10 protein-coding genes and 1 pseudogene are annotated in these 13,993 nt (G+C 74.9%); 3 read left to right on the top strand and 8 right to left on the bottom strand.

Features of this window, described 5'->3' with window-relative positions:
* The 3 genes from D450_RS0121480 to D450_RS0121490 form a co-directional block, all read right to left on the bottom strand.
* A partial coding sequence (locus D450_RS0121480) for an ABC-F family ATP-binding cassette domain-containing protein (protein ID WP_017540707.1) occupies window positions 1-1,777 on the bottom strand: 1,777 nt, incomplete at its 3' end.
* Between the two features lie 107 nt (window positions 1,778-1,884).
* Window positions 1,885-2,784 (bottom strand): transketolase family protein, encoded by a 900-nt coding sequence (locus D450_RS0121485; RefSeq protein ID WP_026128690.1) that lies wholly within the window; start codon window positions 2,782-2,784, stop codon window positions 1,885-1,887.
* A gap of 89 nt (window positions 2,785-2,873) precedes the next feature.
* The gene (locus D450_RS0121490) at window positions 2,874-3,566 is read right to left on the bottom strand and encodes a hypothetical protein (RefSeq protein ID WP_017540709.1); all 693 of its coding nucleotides are present in this window, start codon (window positions 3,564-3,566) and stop codon (window positions 2,874-2,876) included.
* 76 nt (window positions 3,567-3,642) lie between these two features.
* Between D450_RS0121490 and soxR the strand changes: the two genes are divergently transcribed.
* A complete protein-coding gene (gene soxR, locus D450_RS0121495) occupies window positions 3,643-4,104 on the top strand; it encodes a redox-sensitive transcriptional activator SoxR (RefSeq protein ID WP_026128691.1) in 462 nt (153 codons plus the stop codon).
* 336 nt (window positions 4,105-4,440) lie between these two features.
* Here the strand turns inward: soxR and D450_RS0121500 are convergent, their stop codons facing one another.
* Window positions 4,441-5,430, bottom strand: coding sequence for a 4-(cytidine 5'-diphospho)-2-C-methyl-D-erythritol kinase (locus D450_RS0121500; protein ID WP_083932735.1), 990 nt, complete (start codon window positions 5,428-5,430; stop codon window positions 4,441-4,443).
* A 231-nt stretch (window positions 5,431-5,661) separates the two neighbouring features.
* Between D450_RS0121500 and D450_RS35280 the strand changes: the two are divergent.
* Window positions 5,662-7,652: pseudogene (locus D450_RS35280) on the top strand (serine/threonine-protein kinase).
* 452 nt (window positions 7,653-8,104) lie between these two features.
* On the opposite strand, the gene D450_RS0121510 reads toward D450_RS35280, so the two are convergent.
* From D450_RS0121510 to D450_RS0121520, 3 genes are all read right to left on the bottom strand, one after another.
* A complete protein-coding gene (locus D450_RS0121510; RefSeq protein WP_017540712.1) occupies window positions 8,105-8,701 on the bottom strand; it encodes an HDIG domain-containing metalloprotein in 597 nt (198 codons plus the stop codon).
* 164 nt (window positions 8,702-8,865) lie between these two features.
* Window positions 8,866-9,744: a 16S rRNA (adenine(1518)-N(6)/adenine(1519)-N(6))-dimethyltransferase RsmA gene (gene rsmA / locus D450_RS0121515; protein ID WP_017540713.1), complete on the bottom strand. Its 879-nt coding sequence runs from the start codon at window positions 9,742-9,744 to the stop codon at window positions 8,866-8,868.
* A gap of 185 nt (window positions 9,745-9,929) precedes the next feature.
* Window positions 9,930-11,180 carry a ubiquitin-like domain-containing protein gene (locus D450_RS0121520; RefSeq protein ID WP_449289478.1) on the bottom strand — a complete coding sequence of 417 codons (1,251 nt, stop codon included), beginning with the start codon at window positions 11,178-11,180 and terminating at the stop codon, window positions 9,930-9,932.
* Window positions 11,181-11,574: 394 nt separating this feature from the next.
* On the opposite strand from D450_RS0121520, the gene D450_RS0121525 reads away from it, so the two are divergent.
* Window positions 11,575-12,675, top strand: coding sequence for a CaiB/BaiF CoA transferase family protein (locus tag D450_RS0121525; RefSeq protein WP_017540715.1), 1,101 nt, complete (start codon window positions 11,575-11,577; stop codon window positions 12,673-12,675).
* A gap of 341 nt (window positions 12,676-13,016) precedes the next feature.
* On the opposite strand, the gene D450_RS0121530 is transcribed toward D450_RS0121525, so the two are convergent.
* Entirely contained in the window at window positions 13,017-13,943 is a 927-nt protein-coding gene (locus D450_RS0121530; RefSeq protein ID WP_017540716.1) for a TatD family hydrolase, read from the bottom strand.
* Window positions 13,944-13,993: the final 50 nt, after the last annotated feature.

The raw sequence follows: 13,993 nt of genomic DNA on the forward strand, positions 1-13,993 counted from the left end.
CGATCCGCTCGGCCTCGGCGAGCCAGCGCTCCTCCAGGTCCTCCTTCTCGGCCTGGAGGGTCTTGAGCTCGGCGTCGAGTTCGGCCAGTCGGGTGTAGTCCTCGGCCGCCTCGGCCATGAGGGCGTGCAGCTCCTCCTCACGCGTGCCGATCCGGTCCATGCGGCGCTCCAGGCGCTGCATCTCCTTGTGCACCGCGCGCTGCTCGGCCGCCGAGAGCGTCGGCGCCCCCTCCCGGGACTCCGAAGCACCCTTGCCCTCGGACGCGGCGACGCCGGGGACCGCGTCGCTCCCCTCCTGGTTCGCGCGCCGGGACAGGTACTCGTCCACGCCCCCTGGCAGGAAGGCGAGCGACCGGTCGCCCATCAAGGCCAGCGTGCGGTCGGTGACGCGCTCCAGGAAGTAGCGGTCGTGGCTGACCACCACCAGCGAGCCGGGCCAGCCGTCGAGGAGGTCCTCGAGCTCGTTCAGGGTCTCGATGTCGAGGTCGTTGGTGGGCTCGTCCAGCAGCAGTACGTTGGGCTCGTCCATGAGCAGGCACAGCAGCTGGAGGCGGCGCCGCTCACCGCCGGACAGGTCGCCGATGGGCGTCCACTGGCGGTCGCCCCGGAAACCGAAGCGCTCCAGCATCTGCCCGGCCGTGTACTCGCGCTTGCCGATGGTCACGAACTGGCGGACCTCGTTGACCGCCTCCAGCGGGCGCGTCGCGGGGTCCAGCTCGGCCAGGTTCTGCGACAGGTGGGCGAGCTTGACCGTGCGGCCGCGGCGCACCCGGCCGGCGTCGGCCGCGCGCTCGTCGGCCAGCAGGCGCAGCAGGCTGGACTTGCCGGCGCCGTTCACCCCGACCAGCCCGATCCGGTCGCCCGGGCCCAGCTGCCAGGTCAGGTCCTCCAGAAGGGTGTGCTCCCCGGCCTCCAGGCGCACGTTCTCCAGGTCGATGACGGTCTTGCCCAGCCGCGCGCTGGCGAAGGTGACCAGTTCCACCGTGTTGCGCAGCGGGGGGACGTCGGCGATGAGCGCGTTGGCGGCGTCCACCCGGAACTTGGGCTTGGAGGAGCGCGCCTGGGGACCGCGCCGCAGCCAGGCCAGCTCCTTGCGCATCAGGTTCTGCCGGCGCTCCTCGGCCGCGGCGGCCAGTCGCTCGCGCTCGGCCTTGGCCAGCACGTAGGCGGCGTACCCGCCCTCGTAGCGCTCGACCCGGCCGTCCACCACCTCCCAGGTGCGGTTGGTCACCGCGTCGAGGAACCACCGGTCGTGGGTGACCACCACCAGGGCCTCCTTGCGCGCGTTGAGGTGGTCGGCCAGCCAGGCGATGCCCTCGATGTCGAGGTGGTTGGTGGGCTCGTCCAGCACGATCAGGTCGTGCTCGGCGGTGAGCAGGCGGGCCAGGGCGGCACGGCGGCGCTCGCCGCCGGACAGGGTGGACATCCCGGCACCCAGGTCCCACCCGCCGAGCAGGCCGCGCAGCACGTCGCGGACGCGCGGATCGCCGGCCCACTCGTGTTCGGCGCGGTCGCCCAGGACGAAGGCGCCGACGGTGGTATCGGGAAAGCTGTCGCGCTGGTGCAGGAAGCCCACCCGGAGCCCGCGGTTGTGGATCACGCGGCCGGAGTCGGGCTCGGTGGACTGGGCGAGGACGGAGACCAGGGTCGACTTGCCGCCGCCGTTGCGGCCGACGACGCCGATCCGGTCGCCCTCGTCGATCCCGAGCGAGACACCGTCCAGCAGGACGAGCGGGCCGAAGGCGAGCGAGACTTCCTGAAGATTGACGAGGTTCATCGTCTTCCCATTCTGTGGGCTCCGCCCCAGTGGAATGACACACCTCGGGCGCCGGCCCCTCCGATCGCGGGTCGGCGCCCGTCCCGTTCCGCACCGCCGCGGGCCCTTCAGAGCAGGAAGAAGTCGCGGGCGGAGCGCGCGATGCCCTCCACGTCCAGGCCGTGGGCGCGGTCGTGGTCGGCCGGGCTCCCGTACTTGCGCAGTTCGGCCTCGCGGGAGACGCCGAGCGCGCGCTGGCGGTGGCGCCGGTCCTCCAGGGCCGCGGCGACCTCGTGCGCGGAGGTCCCCGCCAGGTAGGGCTCGACCAGCAGGACGTCCGCGCCGCCGGCGGCGGCGACCAGCCGGTTCAGCCCGGCGCGGTCGAAGGGGCGCGGGGTGGCGGTGTAGGCGACGGTCACGTCCAGCCCCTCTGTGGCGGCCAGGACCCGGTCCAGCATCGGCCCGACCGCGACCACGACCCCGGCCGAGCGGGGCGATCCGGTGCGCACCGGGACCAGCCCGGAGCCGGCCGGCCCGGGGGCCGCGTTCCCGTACTCGCTGAGGCGGACGTAGACGCGGTCGTCGCCGGGCAGGGAGGCGCGCACCAGGCGGTCGGCCTCCTCAGCGTGGCCGGGCACGTGCACGGTCCAGCCGGGCAGCGTGTCCAGCAGCGCGACGTCGCCCGGGGCCATGTGGGTGCGCCCGGCCCCGGCGTAGTCGTAGGAGGCGCCGATACCGGCCAGCACGGCGCCGGCCCCCTGGTGCCCCAGGTCGAGTTTGACCTGTTCGAAGGGGCGCTCCACGAGGAACGAGGAGAAGGTGTGCACGACCGGGCGCGCGCCGGTCAGGGCCAGCCCGCCGGCGACGCCGATCTGGAGCTGTTCGCGGATGCCGACGTTGACGACCCGCCCGGGGTGGCGGGCCGCCGCCCCGGCGAAGCGGTCGGTGGAGATGTCGGCCAGGACCACGGCGATCCGCGGGTCGGTGTCCATGGCCTCGTCGACGGCCCGGGCGAAGGCGTCGCGCATCGGCTGCGGGACGACGGCCCCGGGCCGGGCGGCGCGCCCGGAGGTACGGGTATCGGTGCGGGCGGTCTCGACGGTGGCGGTCATGTTCCTCACTCCTTGGGCTGGACGCGGGCGATCACGGCGTGCGGGGTACGGGGGTCGCGGACCGCGAAGGCGGCCTCCAGGGCGTCGTGGTCGCGGCCCCACACGGTCTGCGCGGACCAGCCCTCCTGCTCGAACCGGGCGGCGATGCCGCCGGGCCAGCCGTGGCTGGCCGACCGGTTGTCGATCACGACGGCGGTGACCGCGCCCAGGCCCAGCCGCGCGGCGGCGGCGATGGCCTCGTGGTTGCTGCCCTCGTCGAGCTCGGCGTCGCCGACCAGGACCACCACGCGGGGCCCGGTGCGGCCCCGGGCGCGCAGCCCGAGGGCGGTGCCGACGCCCAGGCCCAGGCCGTGGCCGAGCGAGCCGCTGCCGATCTCGGCGCCGGGGACCAGGACCCGGTCGGGGTGGTGGCCCAGCGGGGAGTCGTAGGCGGTCCAGGCGCGCAGGTCGGCCACGCTCAGGAAGCCCTTCGCGGCGAGGACGGCGTAGTAGGCGGCGGGGCCGTGCCCCTTGGAGAGCAGGAAGCGGTCGCGGTCGGGGTGGTCGGCGGTCTCCGGCGAGACGCGCAGGACGCGGTCGTAGAGGACCCAGAGCACGTCCAGCGTGGACTCGGCGGCCGCGCGGTGCTTCTCGTCCCCGGTCATGAGGCCGACCAGCGCGGGGAGGTCGGCGTACCGGCTGAGTGCTGTCGTCGTCATGGCGCTCAGTCTGTAAGCTCGAGTTAACTTGAGGTCAACCGTCCGCGACCGCCGTCGACGCACACAGGGATGTGACATGGCTCACTTGCCGGTCAGGCTCACCATCGGCCAGGTCTCCGAGCGCAGCGGGATCGCCCGCACCACGCTCCGCTTCTACGAGGAGCGGGGCCTGATCCAGTCGGAGAGGACATCGGGCAACCAGCGCCGCTACCACCGCAACACGCTGCGGCGCCTGGCGTTCATCTCCACGGCGCAGCGGGTGGGGCTGTCGCTGTCGCAGATCCAGGAGGCGCTGAGCACCCTGCCCGACAGCCGCACCCCGACCGTGGGCGACTGGACGCGGCTCTCCGAGGAGTGGCGGACCGAGCTGGACGCCCGGATCGACGCGCTGCAGCGCCTCAGGGACCGCCTGACGTCGTGCATCGGGTGCGGCTGCCTGTCCCTGAAGGACTGCCACCTGAACAACCACGACGACGTGCTGGCGTCTCAGGGGCCAGGGGCCCCGGGGCTCAAGCCCGCCCGGGAGGGCGGACTCTGACCCGTGGGACCGCGGTAGGGCGTTCCGAGGGACGTGTCCGCTGGAGTCGGTGTGTTCCCGCGGGCGTGACCGCCCGCGGCGGCGCACCCGGCGGACGGAATCCACACCGCTCCACCGGTCGCGTTCGTCGCAGGCCTTGCCGCGCCTTGATCGGTGATGCGGGTTTCCCGGGGACCGCCGGGCGCGGCAGTGGGCATGCACGGCCGGTCTGCCGCTACCGCCCCCGGAAGCCCGCCGGCACTACGCCAGGTCGGCGCAGCGGACACCGTCGGCCGCGCGCTACGCGAAGACCAGGCGGTGCCTCCGACGCCTCCGGGACGGGTACCGCGCAGGCCGTCAGCGGCCCGCCGGTGCGCCCTCCGCATCCTTCTCGGCGCCCTCGACGATCCGTGCCCCCGGGACGTCGCCGTGGGCGGTCAGGGCGCGCTCACAGGCGCCGGACTCCTCCAGGGACCGGGCCACCTCCTCCGCCGCGTGCGCGTCGGCGGCCAGGAACGCGCACGTGGGCCCGGAGCCCGAGACGATGCCCGCGAGCGCTCCCGCGTCGCGCCCCGCCCGAACGGTGCGGTCCAGGTCCGGGCGCAGGGACAGGGCCGCCCGCTCCAGATCGTTGCTGAGGGCCCCGGCGAGGGCCGCGGGGTCGCCGTCGCCCAGGGCCTGCACCAGAGCGTCGTCTCCGCGGGGCTCAGGCGCGTCCGGGCGGAGCCGGTCGTACTCGGCGAACACCGCCGGGGTGGACAGGCCGCGCGCGGACAGCGCGAACACCCAGTGGAAGCGCCCCGGAGCCGCCAAGGGCTCCAGCACCTCGCCGCGCCCGGTGCCCACCGCGGTCCTGCCCAGCAGCGGGAACGGGACGTCGCTGCCCAGGTCGGCGGCGAGGCGGCGGAGCGCCTCCGCGTCCAGCCCGGCGCCGAACAGCGCGTCGCAGGCGAGCAGGGCGGCCGCCGCGTCGGCGCTGCCCCCGGCCATACCGCCCGCCACCGGGATCGCCTTGTCGATCCGGATGTCCACGCGCGACCGCTCCTCGTCCAGGCCGGCCTCCCGGGCCACCAGGCGGGCCGCCCGGGCCGCCAGGTTGGTCCCGTCGAGCGGCACCTCGGCCAGGTGCGCGTCCAGGCCTTCGGCGGCCGCGCGCACGCGGATCCGGCCGGGAGCGGCCCCTGCCGGGTCGGGCCGGGCCCATCGGACGGTAACCTCGTCGAACAGTGAGACAGCGTGGAAGACGTTCACGAGATCGTGGTATCCATCCTCGCGTACCGGTCCCACCGCCAGCTGCAGGTTGACCTTCGCGGGCGCCCTTACGGTCACGGCGGTATCAGCGGTCATGAGCCCTAGATCATAAAGGAACCCCCCTGCCAGTGAGCCCGGACGCCGAAGCGGGGCCCAGATCGCCCCGCACGCGCCCCGGAACACGGGGCGGTGCCTCACGACCCCATGCGCACAGGTCACTCGGAGTGATCGGCTCCGGGCCGCTCTGGCCTGCGCGGGTGGGTATAGGGCCGAGATCCCCGCTACCTTGGGGCCGGACGGAGTGTGGACACCGTCGGGGAGGGTCGCTTGCCGTCGGATGGGCTCCCAAAGGACCTGGAACCGCTGGCCGCCGGAGATCCGGCGACCATCGGTCCCTATGTGCTGGCCGGACGGCTGGGCAGCGGAGGAATGGGCACGGTCTACCTGGGCCGCGCCCCTGAGAAGGGTGCCCAAGTCGCGATCAAGGTGATCCGGCCGGAGCTGGCCTTCGACGAGGCCACCCGGGCCCGCTTCCACGACGAGATGGAGAACGCCCGGCGGGTCGCCTCCTTCTGCACGGCCAAGATCCTGGACCACGGGACCTTCGAGAACCGGCCCTACATGGTCACCGAGTACATCTCGGGGACCGCCCTGGCCGAGCACATCTCCCAGCACGGCCCGCTGGACTCCAGCACCCTGCACGGCTTCGCCCTCGGGGTGGCCGCCGCCCTGGCCGCCATCCACCGGGCCGGGCTGGTCCACCGCGACCTCAAGCCCGCCAACGTGCTGCTCTCCCTGTCGGGGCCGCGGGTGATCGACTTCGGCATCGCGCGGGCGATCAACACCTCCACCAACCACACCCAGACCGGCATCGTCATGGGCAGTCCCGGTTGGATGGCCCCCGAGCAGCTGCTCGAAGAGAAGGTGACCACCGCCGCCGACATCTTCGCCTGGGGGTGCCTGGTCGCCTTCGCGGGGAACGGGACGCACCCCTTCGGCAACGGCGACGCCATGACCCTCGGCAAGCGGGTGCTCTTCGCCGAGCCGCAGATCGGCGACCTCGACAGCCCTCTGGACCGCCTGGTGGCCCGCGCGCTGGCCAAGGAGCCCGAGCGCCGCCCCAAGGCGCAGGACCTACTGCTGGAGCTGGCCGGGGGCGAGGACACCGGCGGCGCCGGCACCAACGACCCCAACGACATGGTCAGCCACGCCCTGCACCAGTCGTGGCGGCCCAACCTGCCGCCGATGCCCCCGGGGCCGCCGCTGCCGCCCCTGGGCCCGGGCCCCAACCCGAACATGACCAACGGCGGCATGGCGCACCCCGGCCCGCCCCCGCAGGGGCCGCCGCCGGGGCCCGGCCCCTACCCGCCGCCGGGCGGCCCCCCGGCGGGCCCGCCCGGGCCGCACCCGGGCGGACCGCAACAGGGCCCACAGGGGCTGCAGGGCCCGCAGGGCCCGCCGCCGCCCCCGCAGGGGCCGCACACCAGCCAGCCGGTCCAGCGTCCGGCGGGCGTGGCCCAGCAGGCGCCGACGGGGCAGACCGGCCAGTTCGCCCGGCAGGGTCCGCCGCCCCCGCAAGGGCCGCACGGGCCTCCCGGCCCGCAGCAGACCGGTCCGATCCCGCTGCCCCCGCAGGAGCAGCAGGCCCAGCCCTACGTGCCCCCGGCACCGCCACCGCCGCACCGCCCGCTGCAGCCGGCCCGGAACCGGATGAAGTGGGTGGCGGTGACCGCCGCGGTCGCGGTGGTGCTGGCGGTACTGCTGGTCGTGGTGCTGACGCTGCTCAGCGGCTCCGGGCTGCCGCTGCCGTGGAACTCGGGCCGCGACGACGCCGACGCCGCCTCCGCGCAGGAGGAGCAGGGCGACGACGGCGGCCAGGAGCGGGAGGACCGGCAGGACGAGGGGGCGCAGGACCTCCCCGACCCGGGTGCCCCGGGCGCGGCCGGCAACGGCGACTCGGTGTTCACCGCCGGGGAGTACGACTGCACCGACCGGCTCGACGGGCGCCTGCAGGTCGAGAACGGCGCCTACTGCGTCTTCGAGGTCGAGCTGCACAACGGCGGCGACGAGCCGCTGCGGCTGGGGCACGACNCCTGGGCGCGCCGGGCATGGGCGACATCACCGCCGAGCGCCCGTCCGACCTGGAGGCCGAGGCCCCCTTGTGGGAACCGGTGGCCCCGGGTGAGAGCGTCGGCGGCGACCTGGTCTTCATCGTCCGCGACCCCGGACCGGTCCACGACGGCGTGCTGGAGCTGACCGCCGACGACCGCGCCCCCGCGGCCGACCTCCCCGTCGAGGAGTTCACCGAGAGGGGCTGACCCCCGCCCTCTGCGGGAGAGCCGCCCCCGGCCACCGGGGGCGCGCTCGGCCCGTCGGGACGGCCGACGGCTCACCGGCACGCATCGACCGTGGTGGAATCACCACTTTCGATGACCGACGCGCCCCGGCCCCATCGCAGGCCGTGGCACCGTGGTACGCCTCCGTCGACGATCGCGTCCGCCGGAGCGGTGCGGTGTCCGGCTGCCTCGGTCCTCCGACGGGCAGGCCGCCGGTGAGGGGGCGAATGCTCACCGGATCCCAACCGGTCTCCGGACGCTTTTCCCATGCGGCTTCCGAAAGCCTCAGTGCTGAGCCTTCCGTTCGCCGCGGCCCGCGGCGCCGCGGGCCGCCCGAGCACATCACCGATATGAAGGGCCGGGGCCCGGCCATGGACGCCCGCCACCGCGCCCGCGGGCGTGCCGGCCGATACCGACGCCCCGGAACAGCACGTCTAGCGGAGCGCGTGCCCGTAGGACGCCATGAGGGGCGCCAGGTCCGGTTCCCCGAAGCGGTCGCGCATCTCCATGAAGCGGGCCGCCTTGTCCGCGCCGAAGCGCCCGACGGAGCGGGTGAAGGTCTCGGCGGAGACGAAGGACGGCGGTGCGCTCTTGCTGTGGAACTTGTCGGCGTACATGACCAGCTCCTCCTCCGCCGACTCGGCGAAGTAGTCGCCGAGGGGCATCGGCAGGCCTTGGGAACGGATGTCGTCGCAGCCGATGCCGACCCCCGTGTGGTGGGAGCAGAACCTGCACAGCTCTTCGGGGAACCCCTCCTCGGCCAGGAGACGGTGGCCCAGGTGTCCGTGGCTCACGTAGCGCTCATGGTCGAGCTCCCCGGAGGGGGTGTAGAGGAGATAGACGCCGATGTCGTGGAGGAGGCTTCCCGCCCGCACCATTTCGGCGTCCAGGCCGTTCCCGCCCCGGGCGAGGAGCTGGTCCGCGATGTCCCTGACGATCGTGCAGTGGGTGTAGACCGACTCGAACGCCTCAAGGGTGGGCGCGTACTTCTCATGGAGGGCACGGATGTCCTGGTCGTCGGGAAGGCGCATGCCCGCAACCCTAAACGCGTTTCCCGGCCCGGCCGCACCCGAGCCCCACCGGGGGTCCGACACGGCCCCGAGCCGTCGAAGGCGCCCATTCTGTGGGGCACGAAGGCCCCGGGGGCCTGGAGCGGCGGACGCGACCAAGGCGCGACGGCGGCAGGAGGGCGCGCTCAGTCCGACTTGTGCGGGGTGTGGCGGGCGATCCTGGCGAAGTCCTCGATGCCGAGAGCCTCTCCCCGCGCCGTGGGGTCGACGCCGGCGGCCCGCAGGGCCTCTTCGGCCCGGGCCGCCGAGCCCGCCCAGGAGGACAGGGCCGCACGCAGGGTCTTGCGGCGCTGGGCGAACGCCGCGTCGATGACGGCGAACACCTCGCGGCGGTCCGCGTCGGCCACCGGCGCGTCCCGGCGCTCCAGCGCCACCAGGCCCGAGTCGACGTTCGGCGCCGGCCAGAACACGTTGCGCCCCACCGCGCCGGCACGGCGCACGTCGGCGTACCAGGCCGCCTTGGCCGAGGGCACCCCGTAGGTGCGGCTCCCCGGTTCGGCCGCCAGCCGGTCGGCGACCTCGGCCTGGACCATCACCAGGCCGCGGCGCAGCGAGGGCAGCAGCTCCAGCAGGTACAGCACCACCGGGACCGCCACGTTGTAGGGCAGGTTGGCCACCAGCGCGGTCGGCGCCGGGCCGGGCAGCTCGGCGACGCGCATCGCGTCGGCGGCCACCACCCGCAGCCGGTCGGCCAGGTCGGGCGCGTGCTCGGCGACGGTCCCCGGAAGGGCCTCGGCCAGGACCGGGTCGACCTCGACCGCGGTCACCCCGGCGACGTGCGGCAGCAGGGCGAGGGTGAGCGACCCCAGCCCGGGCCCCACCTCCAGCACGGTGTCCCCGGCCCCGACCCCGGACACCCGGACGATGCGGCGCACGGTCCCGCCGTCGATCACGAAGTTCTGCCCCAGGGACTTGGTGGGCCGCACACCGAACCGGTGGGCGAGCCGCCGCACGTCGGCGGGGGTGAGCAGGCGGGCGCTGTCGGAGCTTCCAGAGTCGGTCACTCCGACATTTTGCCAGGCGGCGGAGGCACCCCGGGTCGGACGTGCGGGAGGTGCGCCTCCCGGGGAGCGCCCTACGACGCCCGTCCCGGCCCGTCGCCCACGCCGTCACCGGCTCCGTCACCGCACGTCCGGCACGCCGCGTGCGCCCGTGGGGCGCCCCGGGGCCTCCGCGCCTCGGCGGCGCCTCAGTCGAACAGGTGGCGGCCGCATTCGGGCCACTGGCCCTGCCAGTTCCCGCCGACCATGTCGTAGAGGCGCTGCGCCCGCATGGTCTGCTCGCCCGGCGGGGCCGCGGCCGGGGAGCCCGAGCCGCCCGCCGCCTCCCAGGTCGGCTGGGAGAACTGGTACAGCCCGTAGTACCCGCCCGCCGAGTTCACCGCCGACGGGTCCCCTCCCGATTCGCACTGGGCCAGCGCCGGCCAGTTCAGGCCGCCCGCCTCCCCGCCCGCCTCGGCCGGTGCGGCCTGCTCCTGCCCGCCGGGCTCCGCCGTGCCGACCTCCACGATCCCGTCGACCGGCTCCTCCACGACCTCTTCCTCCAGGACGTGCTCGCTCTCCCGGCCCTCCTTGAGGACCGGCAGCACGGTCACCCGCTTCACCCCGTCCTCGGGCTCCCGGACGACGCGCTCCTCGCCCTTCTCCAGCTCGTCGGTCTCCCGCTCCTGGGTCTCGGCCTCGATCGCGACCTCGTCGGTCCGCGGCCCGGCCAGCGCCTCGGTGACCCGGACCACCGCCCCCTCCTCGGCGGGCTCGTCCACCTCGGGCACGACGATGTCGTGCTCACCGACCTCGATCCCGTTCTCGGCCAGCACCTGCCCGACCGTCGCGGCGGTGGTGGCGACCTCCCGGCGCACGCGGTCGCGCAGGACCACGACCCCGCGCGCCCGCTCGCCGGTGACCTCCAGCCCCTCCTCGGGGATGGGCGCCGAGCGCTTCTCGGACAGCTCCAGCGGCTCCCCTGACAGCCCGATCTGGTCCAGCGCCTGGCCGACCGTCAGCGCGGCCACCCTGTGCGTCTCGGGCTCCCCTCCGTCGATGGCCACGGTCAGCTCACGGGCCGAGCGCACCACGACGGCGCCGCCCCGGGCGACCTCCTCGCCGAGACCGGGCGCCACCGCGTCGCCCTCCCGCAGCCGCACCCCGGCCGCGTCCAGGACCTCCTCCACGGTGTCGGCGTAAGTGTGCACGACGCGCCGGCCGCCGTCCACGTCCAGCAGCACCCGCCGGTCCACGGCGTAGGCGGTGCCCCCGCCGGCGAGCAGCAGCGCCAGCACGCCGGCGGCCACGGCCAGGGCCCAGCTCGGCACCCGCGCGGCGAAGGGGGGAACGACGGCCAGCGGGGGCAGGGCGGGCGGGGAGAGGGGGGCCGCGCCCCCGCGGGTCCGGCGCCGGCCGCCGCGGCTCCGGTGCCCCGCTCGTGGTGGTGGATTGCGCACGGTTCTTCCGATCCTCCGACCTGTGACAGGAAAATGGACAAAGAATGCGGTAGCGGGGAATTCGCGCATTCACGGCGCGCGATTCCGAACGGCGCGGGCCGCAGGTGGTGACGTGCGCGAACGCGCTCGTCGCGGGGGCGCCCGGGCCCGGGCTCCGCGGGAATGTCGGCGGCCGCGCCGACACCCGGACATTATCACCGCACACTTTCCGAGCACATTCATCGACCGAATTCCGCGGCGCGCCGAATCCCTTTGACGAGGGGATGCCCGTTTCCTCCCCGCCCTCCCCCGCCCCCTCGGAGGCCTGCCGTGCGCGCCCCGTGCGCCGCCCGCCGCCGCGCGACCGGCACAATAGGAAACCGAACGAGGTTCGATTCCGAGCGGAGGTCGATCGATGGGACCCCTGAAGGGCGTGCGGGTGCTGGAGTTCGCGGGCATCGGCCCCGGCCCGCTGGCCGCCATGCTCCTGGCCGACCTGGGCGCGAGCGTGATCCGGCTGGACCGCCCCCAGGCGGCGCAGGCCGCGGCGGCCGGGGTCCCCGGCCACCTCGACCACGGCCGCCCGGTGGTCGGCGCCGACCTGAAGACCGAGGAGGGCCTGCGGACCGCGCGCCGCCTGGCCGGGGCGGCCGACGTGCTGCTGGAGGGGTTCCGACCCGGCGTCATGGAGCGGCGGGGGCTGGGCCCCGAGGACTGCGCCGCCCTCAACCCGCGGCTGGTCTACGCCCGGATGACCGGATGGGGCCAGGACGGCCCGCTGGCCTCCGTCGCCGGCCACGACATGAACTACATATCGCTCAACGGCGCCCTGCACAGCATCGGCCGCCGGGGCGGGGCCCCCGTCCCCCCGCTCAACCTGGTCGGCGACTTCGGGGGCGGGACGATGCTGGTGGTCACCGGCATCCTGGCGGCGCTGGTCGAGCGGTCGGTCTCGGGCCGCGGGCAGACGGTGGACGCCGCGATGGTCGACGGCAGCGCCTTCCTGATGTCGATGATCTACGAGCAGCGCGAGCGCGGCGGGTGGACCGACGAGCGCGGCGACAACTTCCTCGACACCGGGGCGCCCTGGTACGACGTGTACACCTGCGCCGACGGGCGGCACGTCTCGGTGGCCTGCATCGAGCCGCAGTTCTACGCGGCCTTCCTCGAGGGGACCGGGCTCGCCGGCGCCGACCTGCCCGACCAGTGGGACAAGGAGCGCTGGCCGGAGCTGCGCGAGCGGTTCGCCGCCGTGCTGGCCACCCGGACCCGCGACGAGTGGGCGGAGGTCTTCGGCACCGAGGACGCCTGCGTGCAGCCGGTGCTGTCGATGGCCGAGGCCGCCGACCACCCGCACATCGCGGCGCGCGGCACCGTCGTGCGCAAGGACGGCACCACCTTCCCCGGACCCGCGCCGCGCTTCGGCCGCACCCCCGGGCGCGCCACCCGCGACCCCGGGTACCCCGCGCCGACGCCCGAGGAGGCCCTCAAGGAGTGGGGCGTGGAGCTCCCCTGAGGCCCACTGCTCTATCGGGCGGTCCGGTGGGTTCGGAGCGGATGCCTTGCTCCGTGTCCGCCCCTGCGCAGAGGCCGGGCCGATCGGCGCAACGCGCCGATCGGCAGGCCGTGCCCCCGACCGGGCGCCTGTCAACGGGCCCGCCGCCACCGCGACGAAGGCGGGGCCTCCACTGCGTTCTCACCGGTCGACGGCGTAGCCAGGCCGACCCTTCCAACACCTGGGGGAGCACAGCGGCCGTGCGATGACCGCATCCGGACACCGCCGGCTACGGCCCCGTTCCGAGAAGCACACCCTGGGGCCGGACCGCGGGTCCCCGCGCTGCGGCACCGGGTGCCCGGTCAGTCCTCCAGCCCGAACGCCCGCCGGCCGTTCTCGGCGACCCGGGCCGCCAGCGCGTCCTCCTCCTCGCCGCGCGCCTCGGCCAGGGCCCGCAGCGTGAGCGGGACCAGGTACGGCGCGTTCGGCCGCCCCCGGTAGGGCTTGGGGGTCAGGAACGGGGCGTCGGTCTCCACCAGCAGCAGCTCGGCCGGGGCCACCGCCGCCGCCTCCCGCAGGTGGTGCGCGGACGCGAAGGTCACGTTCCCCGCGAAGCTCATGAAGTAGCCGTGCTCGGCGCACACCTTCGCCATCTCGGCGTCGCCCGAGTAGCAGTGGAACACCACGCGCTCCGGCGCACCCTCCTCCTCCAGGATGCGCAGGACGTCCTCGTGGGCCTCCCGGTCGTGGATCATCAGCGCCTTGCCGTGCCGCCCGGCCACGTCGATGTGCCGCCGGAAGGAGTCCTGCTGGGCCGCCTTGCCCTCCTCGCCGGTGCGGAAGTAGTCCAGGCCGGTCTCCCCCACGGCCCGCACCCGGGGCAGGGCGGCCAGGCGGTCGATCTCGGCGACCGCCTCCTCCAGCGCGCGCTCGCCGCCGGCCTCGCGGCGCTTGCCCGCCCAGTCGGTCCCGTCCACCTCCACGCCCGGGGCGCCGTCGCCGTGCACGATGCGCGGCGCCTCGTTGGGATGCAGGGCCACGGCCGCGTACACGGACGGGTGCGCCGCGGCCAGGTCGGCCGCCCAGCGCGACGACTCCAGGTCGACGCCGACCTGCATGAGCGGGGTCACGCCCACCGCCTCGGCGGCGGCGATGATCGCCTCCGGCTCGGGCTCCTGCATGTCCATGTGGGTGTGGCTGTCGGCGACCGCCACGCGCAGCGGCTCGGGGGCCGGCGGAGGCGTCTGCGCGTTGCGGTTCCGCACGGCCGCTCCACTGCGCTTGCCCATGGGTTCTGCTCCTCGCTCACTGCTCTCGACACACGTGCGCGCCCGGGCCG

It is taken from the genome of Nocardiopsis halophila DSM 44494, assembly GCF_000341245.1.
Taxonomy (GTDB): Bacteria; Actinomycetota; Actinomycetes; order Streptosporangiales; family Streptosporangiaceae; genus Nocardiopsis_A; species Nocardiopsis_A halophila.